The organism is Pseudoduganella lurida (genome assembly GCF_007830455.1).
Classification (GTDB): Bacteria; Pseudomonadota; Gammaproteobacteria; order Burkholderiales; family Burkholderiaceae_D; genus Rugamonas; species Rugamonas lurida.
This window is the reverse complement of record NZ_VLLB01000001.1, coordinates 458731-477801: the sequence shown is the minus strand read 5'-3', so window position 1 is coordinate 477801 and position 19071 is coordinate 458731. Positions and strand designations below refer to the sequence as shown.

Sequence of the window (19071 nt, the reverse complement as noted above, 5' to 3'; positions counted from 1 at the left end):
CACCATGGCGCCGAACGGAGGCCCCGCCGTATGCACCGGCGTCCGACCCGGGCCTCCCGGCCTGCCGGCTCCCGCCGATCGAGCTGGCATACCCCTTGCACCTTCCGGCATGACGCCGCCCGCCGCGGCACCGTACCACGGAGCTTGCAATGCCAGCCTTCCTCCCACCCGTTAGTCCCGGCGACCGCCGCCTGATCGATTACCGCCCCGAACTCGAACTGCCTGCCGGCGCGGCCACGGCGTCGCCGGTGCGCGACGAATACGGCGAAATGGACTTCGCCGCCCGGTTGCTGGAAGCGCGCAGCGCCGAGGAACTGCGACCCGTGCTGCGCGACCTGGCCAATCGCGCTGCCGGGGACCGCGAGGCCGTGGCGGCATTGCGCGACCCGGTAGTGCGCGTGCTCGATCGCGCCGCGCGCCTGGTGTTTCCGCTCGATGCCACGCGTGCCCCCGCGGACCTGAAGCGGAAAGCGGCCGGCATCTTCGGGCTGGAACTGGAAGGCCTGTCGCCGGAAGACAAGGAATTCGAGGTGGCGCGCCGTTTCGTGCGGCTCGCCACGGATGCCAGCGAGGCGGCACTGGCGCGGGCCGGGCGGGCGCCGGAGGCCGCTCTGCAGCAGGGCCTGGTGCAGGCGGCGCGCCGCAATGCGCCGGGCCTGTTGCGGCAGCGCGCGGCGGCGGACGCATGGCCCACGGCGGGCCAGTAGCGCCGGCGCGGCGCGCAGATCGACGTACTGGATTGCTAGGCGGGGCGGTGCGGCCGTTCCCATTTCGTTCGACCACTGTAACGGGAGTTCATCATGCACGACATCGATCGCACGACCCTCGAGTTCGGCCAGGAGTTCGGCCAGCAAGGCTACGAGATGGAGCAGTACGAGTTCGGCCAGGGGGAATGGACGGGCGAGGGCGGCGGCCTGCTGTCCGAGGCCGACGAGCTGGAACTGGCCAACGAACTGCTGTCCGTCACCAACGAGCAGGAGCTGGACCAGTTCCTCGGCAGCTTCCTGAAGAAGGCCGCGTCGGTGGCCGGCAACATCATCAAGTCCCCCATCGGCCAGGCCGTTGGCGGCGTGCTGAAAGGCGTGGCGAAGAAGGCGCTGCCGCTGGCGGGCGGTGCGATCGGCGGCTACTTCGGCGGCCCGCTGGGCGCCAAGATCGGCAGCGGCCTGGCTTCCGCCGCGGGCGGCGCGCTGGGCCTGGAGGCGGAGGGCGAGCTGTCCGGCGAGGACCGCGAGTTCGAAGGCGCCAAGACCTTCGTGCGCATCGCGTCCGACACCGTCAACCGTGCCGCGCAGGCCCGCGGCGGCGATCCGCGCCAGGTGGCCCAGGCGGCAGCCATGGCGGCGGCGAAGCAGTTCGCGCCGGGCCTGCTGGGGGCGGGGCAAGGCCAAGGCCAGGGGCAGGGCCAGGGCCGCGGTGGCCAGGGCGGCATCCAGCTGGGGCAGGGCGGTCGCAATGGCGCGGGCGCCGGCAAGGGCGCACCGAGCGGACGCTGGATGCGCCAGGGCCGCAAGATCGTGCTGTACGGCGTGTGACGGCCATGGCCATCGGTGCGTACGCCGCGTGGATGCTGGCGCAGGAGGCGCGTTCGCTGCTCAACCGCGTCGACCGCATGCAGCCGTTCGTGCTGATCGAACCGATGGTGCCGGCCGCCGCGCTGCCGCCCGCCGCGCAGGCCGCCATCGAGCGGCACCTGACCCTCGGCCGGCGCGAACTGCGCGCGATGGTGCGGGGCTTCCTCGGATGGCTGCGCGGGCCGGCCCGATGGCGCGTGTCGGCGGCCGATGCCCAGCGGCGCTTCACGTTCCTGCGCCTGAAATTCAATGCGGCGCTGACGCAGTTCGACCTGTTCATCGATGTCGTCACGCAGCGCAGCGAACATGGCAACGGCGTGTGGCTGGCCGGGCTGGACGCGGTGTCGGCCGATGCGCTGCGGCTGCCGGGGCGCTACTTCGATGCGCCGGCGCTGGTCTGCTACCTGGACCGCGGCCCGGGTGCGGCCATCCGGCGGGCGCGCACGCGGCTGCCGGGCGGCGGCGAGAACCCGGTGGGCATCATCCGCGTGCCCCGCGAACGGATGATCGGCAGCAGCATCGCCTCGTCGCTGGTGCACGAGGTGGGCCACCAGGGCGCCGCGCTGCTGGACCTGGTGGGATCGATGCGGCCCGTGCTGCAGGCGCTGCAGCATGGCGGCAGCGGGCCGCCGGCGGTGTGGCGGCAGTGGGAACGGTGGATCTCCGAAGTGGTGGCCGATTTCTGGGCGCTGGCGCGGGTGGGCGTGGTGGCGACGCTGGGGCTGATCGGCGTGCTGTCGCTGCCGCGCGTGTTCGTGTTCCGGCTGAACGCGGACGACCCGCATCCGGTGCCGTGGCTGCGCGTGAAGCTGAGCTGCGCGCTGGGGCGGCTGCTGTATCCGCACCCGCAGTGGACGCGCATCGAACGGCTGTGGGATGGCTATTACCCGCTGGACGACGTGGCGCCGGGCGACCGGCAGCTGCTGGAACAGCTGACGGCCAGCCTGCCGGCGATGGCGGGCCTGCTGGCCAATCACCGGCCGCCCGCGCTGCGCGGTGCGTCGCTGGTCGAGGCAATGGCGGTGGCAGGTCGCCAGCCGGCGCTGCTGGCACGGCTGTTCCGCTGGTGGCACGCAGCGCCGCAAAGGATGTACGACAGCGCGCCGGCGCTGGTGCTGGCCGTGATCGGGCAGGCGCGCGCCGACGGCCTGCTGGCCCCGGAGGACGAAAGCGTGCTGCTGGAACGGCTGCTCACGCACTGGGCGATGCGCGCTGCCCTGCAGGGTGGCAAATGAACGGATGACCTTTCAGGAGAGCGAGATGGCGACGAGATCGGTGGGGACGAGGACGATGGGCACGATGGGCAAGAAAGCGCCCGGCATGAGACGGTCGGGCGTCGGGCAGCTGACGCAGACGGCGGCCGGACGGATCACGCCGCAGTTCGGCACGGTGGCGGTCACGGTGCGCGACACAGCGAGCGCGCTGCCGCTGGTAAATGCCGCGATCCGCCTGTACCGGGGCTTCGACAACAGCGGGGTGGCGCTGTGCACCTGCGGCAACGCCCAGCTGGCGCTGTGGGACCCGACACCGCACCAGGAGTGGGCCGTGGGCTTCACGGGACCGACCGGCAAGATCACGTTCTCGAACGTGGTGCCCGGCGTGCACTTCATCATGCTGGACAACGTGACGCCGTACCTGGGCGATGCCACCGTGGTCCAGTGCATCAAGGTCGATGCCGGCGGCACGCACACGCTGGACTTCGAGCTGGGCATCGGTCCCGTCGTCGAGCTGTCGTTCGAGCCGCCGGCGCAGGGCGGCCGCACGGACGATGCGTTCGTGGGCAACCGCGCCGTCGTGGAAGTGACGTTCCAGGGCATGGACAAGGTGATGGCCGGCGAAGTCGTGCTGGAGGTGGCGGAGCCGTGGCAGCCGCGCGCCGGCCAGAGCTACGCCGCATCGCAGCTGATCCGCAGGCCGGGCCGCTACCACTTCACGGGCCAGCTGACATTCGCGCGCCGTTCGCCGCAGGTGATCGTCACGCCGGGCATGACGGCGGCCGAGGCGCTGGCCGGCGCGTCGCTGGCGCTGGATGCGAGCTTTGATGCGGAGGATCGCACGCCCACGCCCATCTCCGGCAATATCGGCGTGTCGCTGTCGCGCAGCGAGACGGAAGCGACGCCCGACCTGGCGCTGTGGACGCTGATTCGCAACAGCACGGAAGCGCTGTCCTTCAACAACTACATGGATTTCCTCGACCAGCTGTTCTGCGCGCCGGGCTACGACCAGTCGGGCGGTGCGATCGCGCCGTTCGAACGATCACGGTTCACCGAAAAGGCGGCCGCCTACCAGTCGTTGAAAAAACGCCGCGCGCTGCCCTTCACGGATTCCGAGGCCTACCGGGTGCTGAAAGCGGCCACCGAGGCATTCGTGATGGTCAACTGCGGCGTGCTGCGCCCGCCCTTTGCGTTCGATCCGGTCAACGACAATGCCTACCTGGACCGGCGCGACATCCCTGCCAGCGGCAGCCTGGAAGACACGCTGGTCAACGACTACCTGGAGTCGATCGGCGGCTCGTCGATGCTGCCGTATCTGGCCGTGATCCGCCGCAAGCTGCCGGACGTGCCGATCATCCTGCGCAACAACGAGAACTGCGAGGAGGCCGAGCTGTGCTTCGGCATCATCCAGGACCGGCTGACCAATCCCTGCCTGATCGAACTGATCTGGAGCTACTGGCAGGAGGAAGGGATGCTGGTGCAGACGATGAACGTGATCACTCAGCGCTTCCAGAACCTGCGCTCGCCGCTGGTGACGGATCCGCTGGCCAACACGGAAATCGACATGCTGCGCCCCCTGAACAACCTGCTGTGGGGCTACACGCAGGACGAGCAGCACCGGCTCACGGTGGTGCGCCGCAACTACGAGTACGACCATCATTATGGCGTGCGCCTGGACGGCAAGGCGGTGCGCAACCTGCGCCCGGCCGACAGCCGTTCGAAATTCCTGGAAGCGTTCCACCACCTGCTGCGCCTCCTCACATCGTTCTACCGGCAGGACGACGACACGACCGTGAAGGCCGATGCGTTCCCGATCCTGAACGCGCTGAAGGAAGTGCACCTGATCCTGTCCCAGGGCGCCCACAACCAGTACGGCGACCTGCCGTCGACGGCGCGCATCGAGATGCTGATGCAGCAGTGGCTGCTGGCGCGCCCCGAGTTCCGCGAGTTCCTGCCGACCCGCGTGATGGTGGCCTATCCGGAGCCGTGGATGGACCGCGTGGACGCGATGAAGAAGCTGCAGACCTGGAGCGACACGAGCGTGATGCACTTCCGGAACCTGGCGATCTTCGGCGAACAGCTGCTGCTGTCGATCCGCTTCGGCCACTGGAGCGATGTGTACGAAGCCACGCAGGCGTTCAACTGGGCGCGCTTCTGGCGGCCGCAGGCGCAGGGCTACATCCATGCCTACCGCGCCGCGACTGGCGTCGACCTGTCCGTGGAGTCGGCCAATCCGGCCGAGGAGGCCACGCTGCCGTCGCTGCTGCTGCGCCAGCGGCTGAACCAGCAGCAGCGCAGCGGTGTGTGAACGGCGGCTCGATTTCACCAGCGCGCTGTACCTGGGCCTGCGGCATCCGTGTCACGAGCTGGCCCCCTGGCCGGCCCTGACGCTGGGCAAGCCGGCCGCGTTGGAAGAGGTCCCTGGCGCCCGCGCGGTGGCGCATGACCTGGCGCAGTTGCAGGGCTGCGCGGCGGCGACGCTGTTGCCGTCCACGCTGCACTTGTTCTGGGACCTGTTCGGCATGCTGGCAGGCGAGCGGTATGCCGTGCTGGTGGACGAGGCGTGCTATCCGGTGGCGCGCTGGGGTGCCGAGCGGGCCGCGGCGCTGGGGCTGCCGCTGCGCACGTTTCGGGCGGCGACGCTGGCGGGCGGGGCAGCATGGGCCGATGCGACCGGCCGGCGTCCGCTGATCCTGGCGGATGGCTACCGCCCCGGCAGGCCCGAGGCGCCGCCGCTGGCCCTGTACGCGGCGACGGCGGCTCGCTACGGGGGCCTGCTGGTGCTGGACGACACGCAGCCCCTCGGTGTCCTGGGCGAGCAGGGCGGCGGCTCGGTACGGGCCCACGGCCTGCAGGGAATGCCCGTGCTGGTGGGTGCTTCGCTGGCGAAGGGGTTCGGCGTGCCGGTCGCCGTGCTGGCCGGCGATGCCGGCACGATCGCCCGGTTCGAGGCGGTGAGCGAGACGCGGCTGCACGCCAGCCCGCCCTCGGCGGCGACGGTGCTGGCGGCGGCGCATGCACTGCGCCTCAATCGCGAACGAGGCGACAGCATGCGTGGCGCGCTGGCGCGGCGGGTGGGGCAATTTCGTGCCGCGCTGGCGGCGCAGGGCTTGCAGGTGGAGGGCGGCGCGTTCCCTGTCCAGGCGGTGCGCCTGCCCGGCTGGATGCGGCTGGGGGACGTGCACGAGGCGCTGCGGCGCGATGGCGTGCAGGCGGTGCCGCAGCGCCGGAATGGGACGGCGCGCCTGACCTTCCTGCTGAGGGCCGACCATACGGCGGCAGAGATCGCGCAGGCCGCCGCAACTGTGGGACACCATCTGAAGGAGCTGGCATGAACGAGGCATTCGAAGCGCTGCCCTTCGCGGCAGGCGCGCGGGAGGGCGACATGGAGCAGAACATCCACGACGGAATGGCGGGCGAGCTGGAAGAGGAGCGGGGCCGCATGTCCGTGATGCGGGGTGGCGGGGGCGGGCGGGGCGGTGGCAGTCGCGGCATGGTCAACCGAACTGGTCTCCCCGTCCATCGTGGCGGCGCACGGCCGGGGCGCGGGCCCGTCGGGCGGCCGGCACCGGCGGGCGGCGGGCTGCCATCGGGAAGGCGGGGTGCGCGTCCGTCTCCCCGACCGTCCCGCTGGCCGCGCGGCCCGTACTGGGGCCCCGTGTACGGCTGGCCGAGGGACGTGATGGTGAGCGAGCCGGGAGGCTATCCGTGGCCGGTGGAAGATGCCCCGCCAGCGATCGAGCCGCTGGATTTTCCGCCACAGGATGACGGTAACGGCGGCGAGAACCAGGAGATCCCGCCGGAATTGCTGACGACGCTCGGCGCACTGGCGATGCCGGGCAAGCCGGTCTACCGGCTGCTGGGCTCCCTCATGCGTGCGCCGGGGCTGCTGAAGCCGAAGGTGGCCGGCTTCTACCTGATCGTGTTCCCGGCCGGCGGCCGGCCGCCCGGGCGCTTGCGCGCCTACAGTGGGCAGACGGACGACCTGAAGCGCCGCATGCTGGAGCACATCGTGGAGATCAACCGGCTGGGCCTGCACGCGCCGCGGCACAAGGTGTTTATCGCCGAGAGCACGCTCGGCGACGAGGCGCGGCGCGCCATCGAATACGCGCTGCACGACCGCATGCTGCGCGACCATTTCGGCGTGCTGACCAATCCGCGGCGCGAGCTGGCCGCGCAAGCGTGGCAGTGATGCACGCCGCGAATGTCGGGAGATGATCATGAATGGATTACAGTGCAAATGCGGCACCTGCGGCCGCTGCCGGTCGCAGCAAACGTTCGAAGTCCTGCCCTTCTTCATGGGCGAAGCGGCAGCGCCGTTCCCGGAAGCGGAAGAACTGGAGCTGGCGATGGAACTGCTGTCGGTCGCCAGCGAGGCGGAGCTCGACCAGTTCCTCGGCAGCGTCTTCCGGAAGGCCTGGTCCGGCATCCGGAAGGCGGGATCGGTCGTGGCCAAGGTGGCCAGGCCTCTGGGCGGCGTGCTGAAGGGGATCGCCAAGCAGGCCTTGCCCTTCGTGGGCAGCGCGCTCGGTTCGATGATCCCGATTCCCGGTGTTGGCACAATGATCGGCCGCGCGGCCGGCACCGCGCTGGCCGGTGCGCTGGAGATGGAGGCCGAAGGGCTCGATCCGGAACAGGCCGAGCTGGAGATGGCCCGCAAGTTCGTGCGGATCGCCGGCAGCGCCGCTCAGGGGGCGGTGCAGGGCGATGGCAGCCCGGCCGCCATCCACGCCGCATTGCAGTCGGCCCTGCGCGAGCACGTGCCGGGCCTGCGGCATGCCGCGCCGTTGCAGTCATGATCATCGACGCGCACTGCCATGCGGGCCCCGGCGACGGCCTGACGGGGCCGTGGGACAGCGACCTGGCGCTGCAGCGCTACCGGCGCCGCGCGGATGCCGCGGGCATAGCCCGCACCGCGCTGCTGGCGGCGTTCCACTCCGATTATGCGCAGGCCAATGCCGCCGTGGCCGAACTGGTGGCGGCCGAGCCGGACCGCTATTACGGGTACGCGTTCGTGCATGCGGCACGCGACCGCGGGCGCATCGCCGCGATGGTACGCACGGCCGTCGAACGGTACGGCTTCATCGGCATCAAGGTGCACCGCCACGATGCGCCGCTGAGCGGCGAGATCTGCGACGCGGCGCGCACCTTCGGCCTGCCGGTGCTGTACGACCCGATGGGCGAGGTGCATGTGGCGGAACTGCTGGCGGAACAGTACCCGGACGTGAACTTCATCCTGCCGCACCTGGGCAGCTTCGCGGACCAGTGGTCGGCGCAGCTGGCGCTGGTCGACCACCTGGCCCGCCACGGCAATATCTACACGGACAGCTCCGGCATCCGGCGCTTCGACCTGCTGTGCGAAGCGGTGCGCCGCGCCGGGCCGCATAAGATCCTGTTCGGCTCGGACGGGCCCTGGCTGCACCCCGGCCTGGAACTGCACAAGATCCGGCTGCTGGGGCTGGGCAAGGCGGACGAGGCCCTGATCACGGGCGGGAATTTCCTGCGGTTGATCCGGCGCGACCGGTGAGGAACGCCGCTACGGCACACCGTCCGCATCGCGCGCGGCCTTGCGCCGGATCTGCAGCGCCCGGTCCGTGACGCCGAGGCGCTGCGCCGCGCGCTGGTTGTTGTCGTCTTCCTGTTCCAGCACGAGGCGGATCGCCATGTCCGTGGCAGCCTGGCCGATGCGGGCCAGCGACACGCCGCGGTCGACCGCATGGCGGATCGCGGTGCAGAACGGCGCGTCCGGCCAGCAGGGCACGCGTGCCGGCCGCTCGTCCGGCGGCACGTCGCCGATCGTGATCGGGCCGGGACCCGTGTGGCGGTGCCACAGCCGGGCGACCGTCTGGCGCAGGTCCCGCACATTGCCCTTGTATTCGCGCGTGAGCAGGTAGTCGCGCACGGCGGCATCGAGCGCGCGGGACGGCCCGTCGGGATCGAGCTGGCGCAGGAAGTGCTCGACCAGCGGCAGGATGTCGCCCGGGCGTTCGCGCAGCGGCGGCGGGCGGCAGCGCCAGGCGGCAATGCGGTAGTACAGGTCGGCGCGGAAGGTGCCGTTGGCGATCTCCGCTTCCAGGTCGCGATTGGTGGCGCACACAAGCCGGAAGCGGCTGGGCTGCCACGTGTTGCTGCCCACGCGCTTGTACTTCCGTTCCTGGATCACGCGCAGCAGCTGCGCCTGCATGGGCAGCGGCAGTTCGCCCACTTCGTCGAGGAACAGGATGCCGCCATCGGCCTGGGCAAACGCGCCGTCGCGGGCGTTGACGGCCCCCGTGAAGGCGCCCCGTTCATGGCCGAACAGTTCCGAGCCGGCCAGTTCCGGGGACAGCGTGGTGCAGTCGAGGACCGTCAGCTCGCCCGGTGCCCCGGCCAGCTGGTGAATGAGCTGGGCGATCAGGTCCTTGCCCGTGCCTGTCTCGCCCGTGATCAGTACGGGCGAGCGCGTGAAGGCAGCCACTTCCACCACGCTGTGCACGAGCGTGCGCCAGGCCGGGCTGTCGCCCACCAGCCACCCTCGCACGGCGGACGAAGCCATCAGTTCCTGCACCGCGCTCCAGCGCGCCAGCCGCGCGGCCACCTGCTGCGCGCACAATGCAGCCGTGGTCCAGGCCAGCAGGTCGGTGGCACCGGCGGCCAGCACGCGCCACATGGCGTCCGGCGGCAGCGGCGTCCGTGCGCAGTCGATCGCGAGCACCGTCGCGCGTTCCGCCAGCACCGCCAGCGTTGCCAGGGACGTGTCGTCCGCCCCGCTGCACAGCACGATGCCGAAGCTGCCGGGCGCCGCATCCTCCAGGACGAGCCCGGACGAGGCAAGCGCCGCATGCAGCGCGCCGGCGGCGCCGGCACTGGCGGGGTCGAGCGGGTGCATCCACAGCGTTTGCGGCATCTTGCTCCTCCTCGCGGTGCTGCCGCGTTGCGGCGGCAGGCATCCACCACTATAGGAAAGCGCTGCGGCGCTGGATTTTAGGTGGATAAAACGGCGGAACGGAACGGCGCGCGCGCGACGCGGTCGGCGGGATACGGGGAGGAAAGACGCAGGGCCGGAGCCGGCCCTGCGGTGGATGCGTTACGGCGTGCAGTACCGTTAATCTTCCAGGCGCACGCAGTCGACGAAGTAGTCGCGCTTGCCGTTGACTTCGCGTTTCACCAGGCCGTGCACGTCCGTCTCGAAGCCGGGGAATCGCTCGTTGAAGTCGCGTGCGAAGCGCAGGTAGTCGACGATGGTCTTGTTGAAGCGCTCGCCCGGGATCAGCAGCGGGATGCCCGGCGGATACGGCGTCAGCAGGATGGACGTGATGCGGCCTTCCAGGTCGTCGATCGCCACGCGCTCGATCTCGCGGTGCGCCATCTTGGCGAACGCATCGGACGGCTTCATCGCCGGGATCATGTCCGACAGGTACATCTCCGTCGTCAGGCGCGCCACGTCATACGCCTTGTAGAAATCGTGGATCGACTGCGACAGGTCGCGCAGGCCCATGCGCTCGTAGCGCGGATTGGCGGCCGAGAACTCCGGCAGGATGCGCCACAGCGGCGCGTTCTTGTCGTAGTCGTCCTTGAACTGCTGCAGGGCGGTGAGCAGCGTGTTCCAGCGGCCCTTCGTGATGCCGATCGTGAACATGATGAAGAACGAATACAGGCCGCACTTCTCCACGATCACGCCGTGCTCGGCGAGGTACTTGGTGACGATCGATGCCGGGATGCCGGAGTCGGCGAACTGGCCTTCCAGCGACAGGCCCGGGTTGACGATCGTGGCCTTGATCGGGTCCAGCATGTTGAAGCCCGGCGCCAGCTTGCCGAAGCCGTGCCAGTCGTCCTCGGCGCGGATGATCCAGTCCTCGCGCGTGCCGATGCCTTCCTCGGCGAAGGAATTCGGGCCCCACACCTTGAACCACCAGTCCTTGCCCCATTCCTCGTCGATCTTGCGCATGGCGCGGCGGAAGTCCAGCGCTTCCAGGATCGATTCCTCGACCAGCGCGGTGCCGCCCGGCGCTTCCATCATGGCGGCAGCCACGTCGCACGAGGCGATGATCGAGTACTGCGGCGAGGTGGACGTGTGCATCAGGTACGCCTCGTTGAAGGCGTCCTTGTCCAGCTTGACGGATTCCGATTCGCGCACCAGCACCTGCGAGGCCTGCGACAGGCCGGCCAGCAGTTTATGGGTGGACTGGGTCGAGAAGATCATCGACTCCTTGGCGCGCGGGCGGTCCTTGCCGATGGCATGCATGTCCTTGTAGAAGTCGTGGAAGGTGGCGTGCGGCAGCCACGCTTCGTCGAAGTGCAGGGTGTCGATTTTCCCGTCCAGCATTTCGCGCAGCACTTCCACGTTGTACACCACGCCGTCGTAGGTCGACTGCGTGATGGTGAGGATGCGCGGCTTCTTGTTCTTGGCGTCGCGCGCGAACGGGTTGTTCTCGATCTTGCGCTGGATGGACTCCATCGTGAACTCTTCCAGCGGAATCGGGCCGATGATCCCCAGGTGATTCCGGGTCGGCATCAGGAACACGGGGATCGCGCCGCACATGATGATCGAGTGCAGGATCGACTTGTGGCAGTTGCGGTCGACTACCACGATGTCGCCCGGCGCCACGGTGGAGTGCCACACCATCTTGTTGGACGTCGAGGTGCCGTTGGTGACGAAGTAGCAGTGGTCGGCATTGTAGATGCGCGCCGCATTGCGTTCGGAGGCGGCCACGGGGCCGGTGTGGTCCAGCAGCTGGCCGAGCTCCTCGACGGCGTTGCACACGTCCGCGCGCAGCATGTTCTCGCCGAAGAATTGGTGGAACATCTGGCCGATCGGCGACTTCAGGAACGCCACGCCGCCCGAGTGGCCGGGGCAGTGCCAGGAGTACGAACCGTCATTGGCGTAGTGAACCAGCGCGCGGAAGAACGGCGGCGACAGGCCATCGAGGTAGCTCTTGGCTTCGCGGATGATGTGGCGCGCCACGAACTCCGGCGTGTCCTCGAACATGTGGATGAAGCCGTGCAGCTCGCGCAGGATGTCGTTCGGGATATGGCGCGAGGTGCGCGTTTCGCCGTACAGGTAGATCGGGATATCGGCATTCTTATAGCGGATCTCTTCGACGAAGGCGCGCAGCGATTTCAGCGCATGGTCGGTTTCCTCGACGGTGCCCGCGCCGAATTCCTCGTCGTCGATCGACAGCACGAAGGCGGAAGCGCGCGACTGCTGCTGGGCGAACTGCGACAGGTCGCCATAGCTGGTCACGCCCAGCACCTCCATGCCTTCCTTTTCCATCGCCGCGGCCAGGGCACGGATGCCGAGGCCGGACGAATTCTCGGAGCGGAAGTCCTCGTCGATGATGACGATGGGGAAACGAAATTTCATGATGTCTCCAAAAAGAACAACCGCCCCGGTTCAATGGTGTCCGGAGCGGCCTGGGGTGCTGAAAAAATAAGAACGGGATTCTCGCAGAAATCGTACGGCTCAGGTGGAAAAAATAGTACGTCAGTCAACCGTGCGGCGGCGCCACCCAGCGCCCGCCTTGTTACATGGCGCTCAGCGCCGGCGCGCCAGCGTGACGATGTCGAACTTCATGCCGTTTGCCGACTCGTGCGCTTCGCGGGCTGCTTCCTGCCATACGGCGGGATCGAGGGACGGGAAGAACGTGTCGCATTCGAAGGCCTGGTGGATCTCGGTGACGATCAGCGTGTCCGCAACGCGCAGTGCTTCATCGAACACCTGCGCGCCGCCGATGATGAAGGCCGGCGCGTCGCCGACCAGCGCGACGGCCGCTTCCAGCGACTGCACGGCTTCCACGCCCTCATGGCGCCAGCCGGCATTGCGGGTGACGACGATGCTGCGGCGGTTCGGCAGCGGCCGGCCGATCGAATCGAAGGTCTTGCGGCCCATGATGATCGGATGACCCGTCGTCAGGCGCTTGAAATGCGCCAGGTCTTCCGGCAGGTGCCAGGGCAGCTGGTTGCGCACGCCGATGCCGCGGTTGCTGTCGATGGCGACGATGATGGAGAGTTGCGTCATTGTGGGCGTTATTGAAATGTGCTGAAAAAGGCCATGGAACGGGCCGTATTATCGGCGATTTTTGCGTCAGGCGTGTGACGTGTGGAAAGCACAACCGGCTGGCTGAAAGTGAAATAATTATTTCTTCTGTGGAATTTCCGTGGATTTCGTGGCAAACTTCGTTCAAGTAGTGATTTTACTGATTTGTGATTCGATTGATTTGGACTATTCAAGGAGGACGCCATGGGTTCGCAATATTATCGCGGCATGCTGAACATGCCAGCCGGCTTGCCCGCACCGATGACTTACCGGATGGCGCGGCGCGTTTGCCCGATCGGTTGTCGCGTGGCCATGGCGGCCTTTTCCGACACCCTGGCCGACGCGGTGCGCTTCGCCAGCCCGGCAGGTGCCGAGTGGCGCCAGCGCACCACCCGCATGCGCCTGGCCGCGCTGGAATGCCAGGCACTGCATGCGCTGACGCTGGCGGAGCTGCAGGAGCTGGCCGAACTGGAAGCGCAGCTGCAGCGTGGTGCTCAGGCGAAGGAAGTGCTGCTGCACCTGAAGGCCCAGCCGGGCGGCCCGTTCCCGCACGCCGAACTGCTGCACGGCCGGCTGCTGCTGGCCGAGGACGATGACCGCGGCCTGTTCCTGTTCGAGATGGCCGCCACCCACGACGCCGCACTGGCGCACGTGACGGCCGAAGAGGGCGCGCAATTCCTGCGGCGCACCCGTGGCAAGCGCGCCGCCGAGCTGTGGGCCGAGAGCCTGCGTTCGCACGCGGATTGACGCTGCTGGTCAGAGGCCAGACTGTGCTTCCTTTCACAGGAGAGCACACGATGACGGTCTATCTGGTGGCGGCCGACACGCTGGCCGATTGGAACGCTGGTGGCCTCGATGGGGCCGGCCGGCTGATCAGACGGCCATCGGCGCCGTCAGCGGCGGGTGGTGCTGGTAGCCTTCCAGGCTGAAGTCCGAAGGTTCGATCTTTTCCAGCCACTCCGGCTCGTATAGGCCGGTCTTCGCGAAGTCGGGCACGCGCTCAGAGATCACCAGTTGCGGCAGCGGGAACGGCTCGCGCTTGAGCTGTTCCTGCACCATGTCAAGGTGGTTCTCGTAGATGTGCGCATCGGCGATGAAGTACGTGAACCAGCGCGGCGTGTAGCCCGTCAGGCGCGCGACCAGATGCAGCAGCGCGGCGCCTTCGGCGATGTTGAAGGGCGTGCCCAGGCCGATGTCGTTGCTGCGGATGTACAGGCACAGCGACAGTTCCTTCGTCGTGGCATTCGGCAGGAACTGGTACAGCAGGTGGCAGGCGGGCAGGGCGACTTCATCCAGCACGGCCGGATTCCAGCCATGGAAGAGGATGCGGCGGCTGCCGGGGTTGTGGACGATCGTGTCCAGGCACTCGCGCAGCTGGTCGATCGGTTTGTAGAACAGCACCTTGGCCGCGCCGTTGTCGTCCACTGGACCCACTTCGATGAAGCCGTTGGCCTTGGCCGCCTCACGCTGCGCCGTTGCTGCCGCATCCACCAGCTTGTAGCCGGGCCACTGGCGCCATTGCACACCGTAGACGGGACCCAGGTCATCCTCGCCGGTGCGGTAGGGATTCGCCAGCCACTGCGCGTTTTCGTTCGCATTTTGATCCCACACCTTGCAGCCCAGGGCGCGGAAATCGGCGGCGCTGCTGGAGGCGCGCAGGAACGCGCACAGTTCGCCGACGACGGACTTGAACGCCAGCCGCTTCGTCGTCACGGCCGGGAAACCCTGCGCCAGATCGAAGCGCATCATCGCGCCCGGCAGGGACAGGGTGCGGATGCCCGTGCGGTTTTCCTGCCAGCTTCCTTGCTCGAGGACGGTTTCGATCAGTTGCTGGTACTGCTTCATGCGAATCTCCGGTCTTGCTTGCGCCTGCGGCGCATAGCCTGCCATTTTATCATGTCACCGCTTGGGGCCGACCTTCTTTTTTGCTGCGAGGGAAGCTTTTGCAGCGGATTTCGCACCCCGCCCGGCCGCGACGAACACGGCGCCTTTCGGTACCGGCTTCGTGGCAGGTGCCGGCTTGCGCGGAACCGCGCGCTCGGCCTTCGGCTGGGCGAAACCGCCGGCGGGGCGCGGTGCATTGGCGTCTGCGGGCGGCGGCGTCCATGGCCGCTTGCTCTTTTGCGCAGGCTTGGCGGCCTGTGCTGCAGTGCCCGTGGCAGGCACCCGATGCTCGGCTTCGAAGCCCGGCTCCTCGCTCCGCGGCAGCACCTGCCGGATCACCGTCTCGATCGCGCGCAGCAGTTCCACTTCGTCCGCGCAGACCAGCGAGATCGCTTCGCCGGAAGCGCCAGCGCGACCGGTGCGGCCGATGCGGTGCACATAGTCCTCCGCGACTGTCGGCAGGTCATGGTTGACGACCAGCGGCAGGCCGACGATATCGAGTCCCCGTGCCGCCACGTCGGTGGCCACCAGTACCTGCACATCGCTCGCCTTGAAACGGGCCAGCGCACGCAGGCGTGCCGGCTGCGGCTTGTCGCCATGGATCGCATCGGCGCGGATGCCCGCCTCCTGCAGCGTGCCGACCAGCTGGTCGACGCCCTTGCGGGTCTTGGCGAAGACCAGCACCTGCCCCCACCTCTGCTTGCGCAGCAGGTGCAGGAACAGGTCCGGCTTCGATTTCTTGTCCGTGGTGATGACGCTCTGGCGCACCGTCTTCGCCGCGGCATTGGCCGGACTGGCCTGCACGGAGACGGGGTCGCGCAGCAGTTCGGCGGCCAGCTTGCGGATCGCTTCGGGGAAGGTGGCCGAGAACAGCAGGGTCTGGCGCTGGGCCGGCAGCGCGGCAAACACGGCATCCAGGTCGGCAGCAAAGCCCAGGTCCAGCATGCGGTCCGCTTCGTCCAGCACCAGCGTCTGCAGCTGGCCGAGGCTCAAGGCGCCTTGCCGCTGCAAGTCGCGCAGGCGGCCCGGCGTGGCCACCAGCACGTCCAGCCCTTTTTTCAGCTTGCCGATCTGCGGCTCGATGGGCACGCCGCCGTAGGCCAGCCCGAAGCGCAGCGGTACATGCGCACCATAGCGGCGGAAGCTTTCGTAGACCTGCTCGGCCAGTTCGCGGGTTGGTGCCAGCACGAGGCAGCGCACGCCGAGCGGGCCGACGGCGCCTTCCATGGTCAGGCGCTGCAGCAGAGGCAGCGCGAAGCCGGCCGTCTTGCCGGTGCCCGTCTGGGCGGCGGCCATCAGGTCCCGGCCGGCCAGCACCGGCGGAATGGACTGGCGCTGGACTGGCGTTGGTTCGTCGTAGCCCAGTTCGTCCAGCGCGCGCAGCAGCGGGTCGATCAGTTTCAGGTTCGTGAAGCTCATTGCGTGTCTTTCAGTGCGGCGTGCCAGGCGGCCAGCGCGGCATGCACCGCCGCATCCGGCAGGTCGAGCAGATTGTCGCCGACGTACCATTCGGTGTAGCTCGTGCCCGGCAGCTGCGCGGGATACACGGCGTTGTGCAGCCACACGCCGTGCGATGCGGCGATGGCGTTGCGGATCTCCAGCGCCCGCGCGCGGTCGACGGGCAGGTGCAGATGCAGCAGGTTGGCGTGCGGCGCGGCGGGGTTCACCGCCAGCAGCGGGTAGTCGCGCAGCGCTTCATACAGCCACTGCGTGCGCCTGAAATACGCCGGCATCGCGGCGAGTCGTGCATCGAGCTGCATCGCCGCCGCCACCACATACGGCGAACGGTGAATCACGTTGCCGCCCTGGCGGCGGTACCACTCGGCAGAGCGCGCGACGAAGTCGGCCGAACCGGCCAGCACCGCGCCGCCCAGCCCGCCGATGCCCTTGTACAGCGACACGTAGACCGTGTCGAAGCCGGCCGCGATCTCCGCGTACGAGCGCTCGAAATACGCAGCGCACTCCCACAGCCGCGCGCCATCCATGTGCAGGTGCGTGCCGCGTTCGGCGCAGTGGGCCTTGAGCGCCGCCAGCTCGTCCCAGGTGGGCGACTGGCCGCCGATCTCGCGGGCCGGCAGTTCCAGCGACACGGCGCCCAGCCGGTCCGGCAGCGCCTGCAGCTCGGCCAGCGTGAACGGGCGGTACGGGCTGCCTACTTGTAGCGCCTGGAAATGACCGAACACCTGGTGGTTGCCCCGCTCGTGCTTCAGGATGTGCGCGGTGGGATGCAGCGCTACCAGGGGGCTGCCCTTGTCCTGGCAGGCCAGCCGCAGCGCGGTGGCCTGCGCCATGGTGCCGGTGATGCAGAACACGGCCGCTTCCTTGCCCAGCAGTGCCGCCACCTTGCGCTCCAGCGACTGGACCAGTTCTCCTTCGCCGTACACATCGTGGGCAATGCCGTTTGCCTCGCACCAGGCGCCCATCGCCGCATAGGTCTGCGCCGGCGTCGGCTGCCGGTGGCCGGGCAGCACCGTATGGCAGCGCTGCCGCAGGTCGGCTTCATTCATGGCTGTGCTCCACGTGCACGTTATGGAACTGCAGCGCGGCCAGGTTGGCGTATACGCCACCCAGCGCCACGAGCGAACGGTGCGTGCCCGTTTCGACGATGCGGCCGTCTTCCATCACGATGATGCGGTCGGCACGCTGCACGGTGGCGAGGCGGTGCGCGATGATGACGGTGGTGCGGCCCTGCATCGCCACTTCCAGCGCCGCCTGCACCAGGCGTTCCGATTCCGCATCGAGCGCGCTGGTGGCCTCGTCGAGCAGCAGCAGCGGCGGATTCTTCAGCAGCGCGCGGGCGATGGCGATGCGCTGGCGCTGGCCGCCGGACAGGCGCACGCCGCGCTCGCCCAGGAACGATTTGTAGCCATTCGGCAGGCGCTCGATGAATTCATGTGCGGCCGCCAGCCTGGCAGCGCGCATGACCTCTTCGTCCGTCGCATCGGCGCGGCCGTAGCGGATGTTTTCCATCGCGTCGGCCGAGAAGATCACCGTATCCTGCGGCACGATGCCCACTGCGCCGCGCAAGTCGTGCAGCGCGAGCTGGCGGATATCGACGCCATCGAGGCGGATGGTGCCCTGCTGCGGATCGTAGAAACGCAGGAACAGCTGGAACAGCGTAGTCTTGCCGGCACCGGACGGGCCCACGATGGCCACCGTCTCGCCGGGGCGGATATCCAGGTTCAGGTGCGCCAGCGCGGCACTGTCGGGCCGCGAAGGATACGCGAACGTGACGTTGGCCAGCGTGAGCGCGGCGCCATTGGCGGCGCGCGGCGGCAGCGCCAGCGCCTGGGCCGGCGCGCGGATCTCCGACTGCACGGCCATCAGTTCCAGCAGCCGCTCGGTGGCGCCGGCGGCGCGCTGCGCCTCGCCCATCACTTCGGACAGCGCGCCGATGGCACCCGCCACGATGGAGGCGTACAGGATAAACTGGCCCAGGTCGCCGCCGGACATGGTCCCCTGCAGCACGGCGTGCGCGCCCAGCCACAGCACGAACACGATGGTGCCGAACACCAGCACGATGGCCAGCATCGTCAGCAGCGCGCGGGCGCGGATGCGGCGCATCGCGGTGGCAAAGGCGTTTTCGACGGTGGCGCCGAAGCGTTTCGATTCGATGTCTTCGTGCGTGAACGCCTGCACGGTCGGCATCGCGTTCAGGATCTCGCTGGCGATCGCCGACGCATCGGCCACGCGGTCCTGCGAATCGCGCGACAGCTTGCGCACGCGGCGGCCGAACATCACGATCGGCAGGATCGTCAGGATCAGCAGGCCGATGATGATGGCGGTGAGCCGCGGGCTGGTGATGCACAGCATGACGAGGCCGCCGGCAAACAGCAGGATGTTCCGCAGCGCCATCGAGATGCTGGTGCCGACCACGGCCTGGATCAGCGTCGTGTCGGTGGTGATGCGGGACAGCACTTCGCCCGTCTGCGTGGTCTCGAAGAAGGCCGGGCTTTGCTGCACCACGTGGCCGTACACGGCGCTGCGGATATCGGCCGTGACGCGTTCGCCCAGCCACGACACCGTGTAGAAGCGTGCGGCGGTCGCCAGTGCCAGCACCACGGCGACGGCAAACAGGGCGACGAAGACCTCGTTGACGCGCTCCGCGCTGTGCAGGCCCGCGTGCGCGCCGAAGCCCAGGTCGATCATCTGCTTGAATGCATAGGGAATCGCCAGCGTGGCCCCGGCGGCGACGACCAGCGCGATGCCCGCCATCAGGAAGCGGCCCCGGTAGGGCTGCAGGAAGGGCAGCAGGCCGCGCAGGGCCGCCAGGCTGCCTTTCTTCAGGTCGCGGTTGGTGCTGGGCGCTGCGGTGTCGGTGGCGCTACGGGTGGTGCTGTCGCTCATGCTGGCTGTGTCTCTTGGTTGCGTGTCGTGTTATTGC

At 68.6% G+C, this 19071-nt stretch carries 16 protein-coding genes; 9 read left to right on the top strand and 7 right to left on the bottom strand.

Features of this window, described 5'->3' with window-relative positions; all coding sequences use genetic code 11:
* The first annotated feature begins 149 nt into the window (after nucleotides 1-149).
* The 8 genes from IP91_RS02145 (at nucleotide 150) to IP91_RS02110 (ending at nucleotide 8315) form a co-directional block, all read left to right on the top strand.
* Nucleotides 150-707 (top strand): hypothetical protein, encoded by a 558-nt coding sequence (locus IP91_RS02145; RefSeq protein WP_145647121.1) that lies wholly within the window; start codon nucleotides 150-152, stop codon nucleotides 705-707.
* Between the two features lie 93 nt (nucleotides 708-800).
* On the top strand, nucleotides 801-1535 hold the full coding sequence (locus IP91_RS02140; RefSeq protein ID WP_145647120.1) for a hypothetical protein: 735 nt from the start codon (nucleotides 801-803) through the stop codon (nucleotides 1533-1535).
* 5 nt (nucleotides 1536-1540) lie between these two features.
* A complete protein-coding gene (locus tag IP91_RS02135; RefSeq protein WP_229473747.1) occupies nucleotides 1541-2809 on the top strand; it encodes a hypothetical protein in 1269 nt (422 codons plus the stop codon).
* A 25-nt stretch (nucleotides 2810-2834) separates the two neighbouring features.
* Entirely contained in the window at nucleotides 2835-5096 is a 2262-nt protein-coding gene (locus IP91_RS02130; protein WP_145647118.1) for a hypothetical protein, read from the top strand.
* Nucleotides 5089-6123 carry an aminotransferase class I/II-fold pyridoxal phosphate-dependent enzyme gene (locus IP91_RS02125; RefSeq protein WP_145647117.1) on the top strand — a complete coding sequence of 345 codons (1035 nt, stop codon included), beginning with the start codon at nucleotides 5089-5091 and terminating at the stop codon, nucleotides 6121-6123. The genes IP91_RS02130 and IP91_RS02125 overlap by 8 nt, the downstream gene beginning before the upstream one ends.
* Nucleotides 6120-6980, top strand: coding sequence for a hypothetical protein (locus IP91_RS02120; RefSeq protein WP_145647116.1), 861 nt, complete (start codon nucleotides 6120-6122; stop codon nucleotides 6978-6980). The genes IP91_RS02125 and IP91_RS02120 overlap by 4 nt, the downstream gene beginning before the upstream one ends.
* Nucleotides 6981-7008: 28 nt before the next feature.
* A complete protein-coding gene (locus IP91_RS02115; RefSeq protein WP_145647115.1) occupies nucleotides 7009-7587 on the top strand; it encodes a hypothetical protein in 579 nt (192 codons plus the stop codon).
* Nucleotides 7584-8315 (top strand): amidohydrolase family protein, encoded by a 732-nt coding sequence (locus tag IP91_RS02110; protein WP_145647114.1) that lies wholly within the window; start codon nucleotides 7584-7586, stop codon nucleotides 8313-8315. The genes IP91_RS02115 and IP91_RS02110 overlap by 4 nt, the downstream gene beginning before the upstream one ends.
* Nucleotides 8316-8324: 9 nt before the next feature.
* Here the strand turns inward: IP91_RS02110 and IP91_RS02105 are convergent, their stop codons facing one another.
* From IP91_RS02105 to IP91_RS02095, 3 genes are all read right to left on the bottom strand, one after another.
* Nucleotides 8325-9674: a sigma 54-interacting transcriptional regulator gene (locus IP91_RS02105; protein ID WP_145647113.1), complete on the bottom strand. Its 1350-nt coding sequence runs from the start codon at nucleotides 9672-9674 to the stop codon at nucleotides 8325-8327.
* 198 nt (nucleotides 9675-9872) lie between these two features.
* Nucleotides 9873-12131, bottom strand: a complete 2259-nt coding sequence (locus tag IP91_RS02100) for an arginine/lysine/ornithine decarboxylase (RefSeq protein ID WP_145647112.1) — start codon at nucleotides 12129-12131, stop codon at nucleotides 9873-9875.
* Nucleotides 12132-12302: 171 nt separating this feature from the next.
* Nucleotides 12303-12785: a dihydrofolate reductase gene (locus tag IP91_RS02095; protein ID WP_145647111.1), complete on the bottom strand. Its 483-nt coding sequence runs from the start codon at nucleotides 12783-12785 to the stop codon at nucleotides 12303-12305.
* 330 nt (nucleotides 12786-13115) lie between these two features.
* On the opposite strand from IP91_RS02095, the gene IP91_RS02090 reads away from it, so the two are divergent.
* Entirely contained in the window at nucleotides 13116-13550 is a 435-nt protein-coding gene (locus tag IP91_RS02090; protein ID WP_145647110.1) for a hypothetical protein, read from the top strand.
* A gap of 126 nt (nucleotides 13551-13676) precedes the next feature.
* On the opposite strand, the gene IP91_RS02085 is transcribed toward IP91_RS02090, so the two are convergent.
* Genes IP91_RS02085 through IP91_RS02070 form a run of 4 tightly spaced genes read right to left on the bottom strand, consistent with a single transcriptional unit; the run spans nucleotide 13677 to nucleotide 19034 of the window.
* Complete coding sequence (locus IP91_RS02085; protein ID WP_145647109.1) at nucleotides 13677-14648, bottom strand: thymidylate synthase; 972 nt, start codon at nucleotides 14646-14648, stop codon at nucleotides 13677-13679.
* A gap of 54 nt (nucleotides 14649-14702) precedes the next feature.
* Nucleotides 14703-16106 (bottom strand): DEAD/DEAH box helicase, encoded by a 1404-nt coding sequence (locus tag IP91_RS02080; RefSeq protein WP_145647108.1) that lies wholly within the window; start codon nucleotides 16104-16106, stop codon nucleotides 14703-14705.
* Complete coding sequence (locus tag IP91_RS02075) at nucleotides 16103-17194, bottom strand: threonine aldolase family protein (RefSeq protein WP_145647107.1); 1092 nt, start codon at nucleotides 17192-17194, stop codon at nucleotides 16103-16105. The genes IP91_RS02080 and IP91_RS02075 overlap by 4 nt, the downstream gene beginning before the upstream one ends.
* Nucleotides 17187-19034, bottom strand: a complete 1848-nt coding sequence (locus IP91_RS02070; protein WP_145647106.1) for an ABC transporter transmembrane domain-containing protein — start codon at nucleotides 19032-19034, stop codon at nucleotides 17187-17189. The genes IP91_RS02075 and IP91_RS02070 overlap by 8 nt, the downstream gene beginning before the upstream one ends.
* Between the last annotated feature and the right edge of the window lie 37 nt (nucleotides 19035-19071).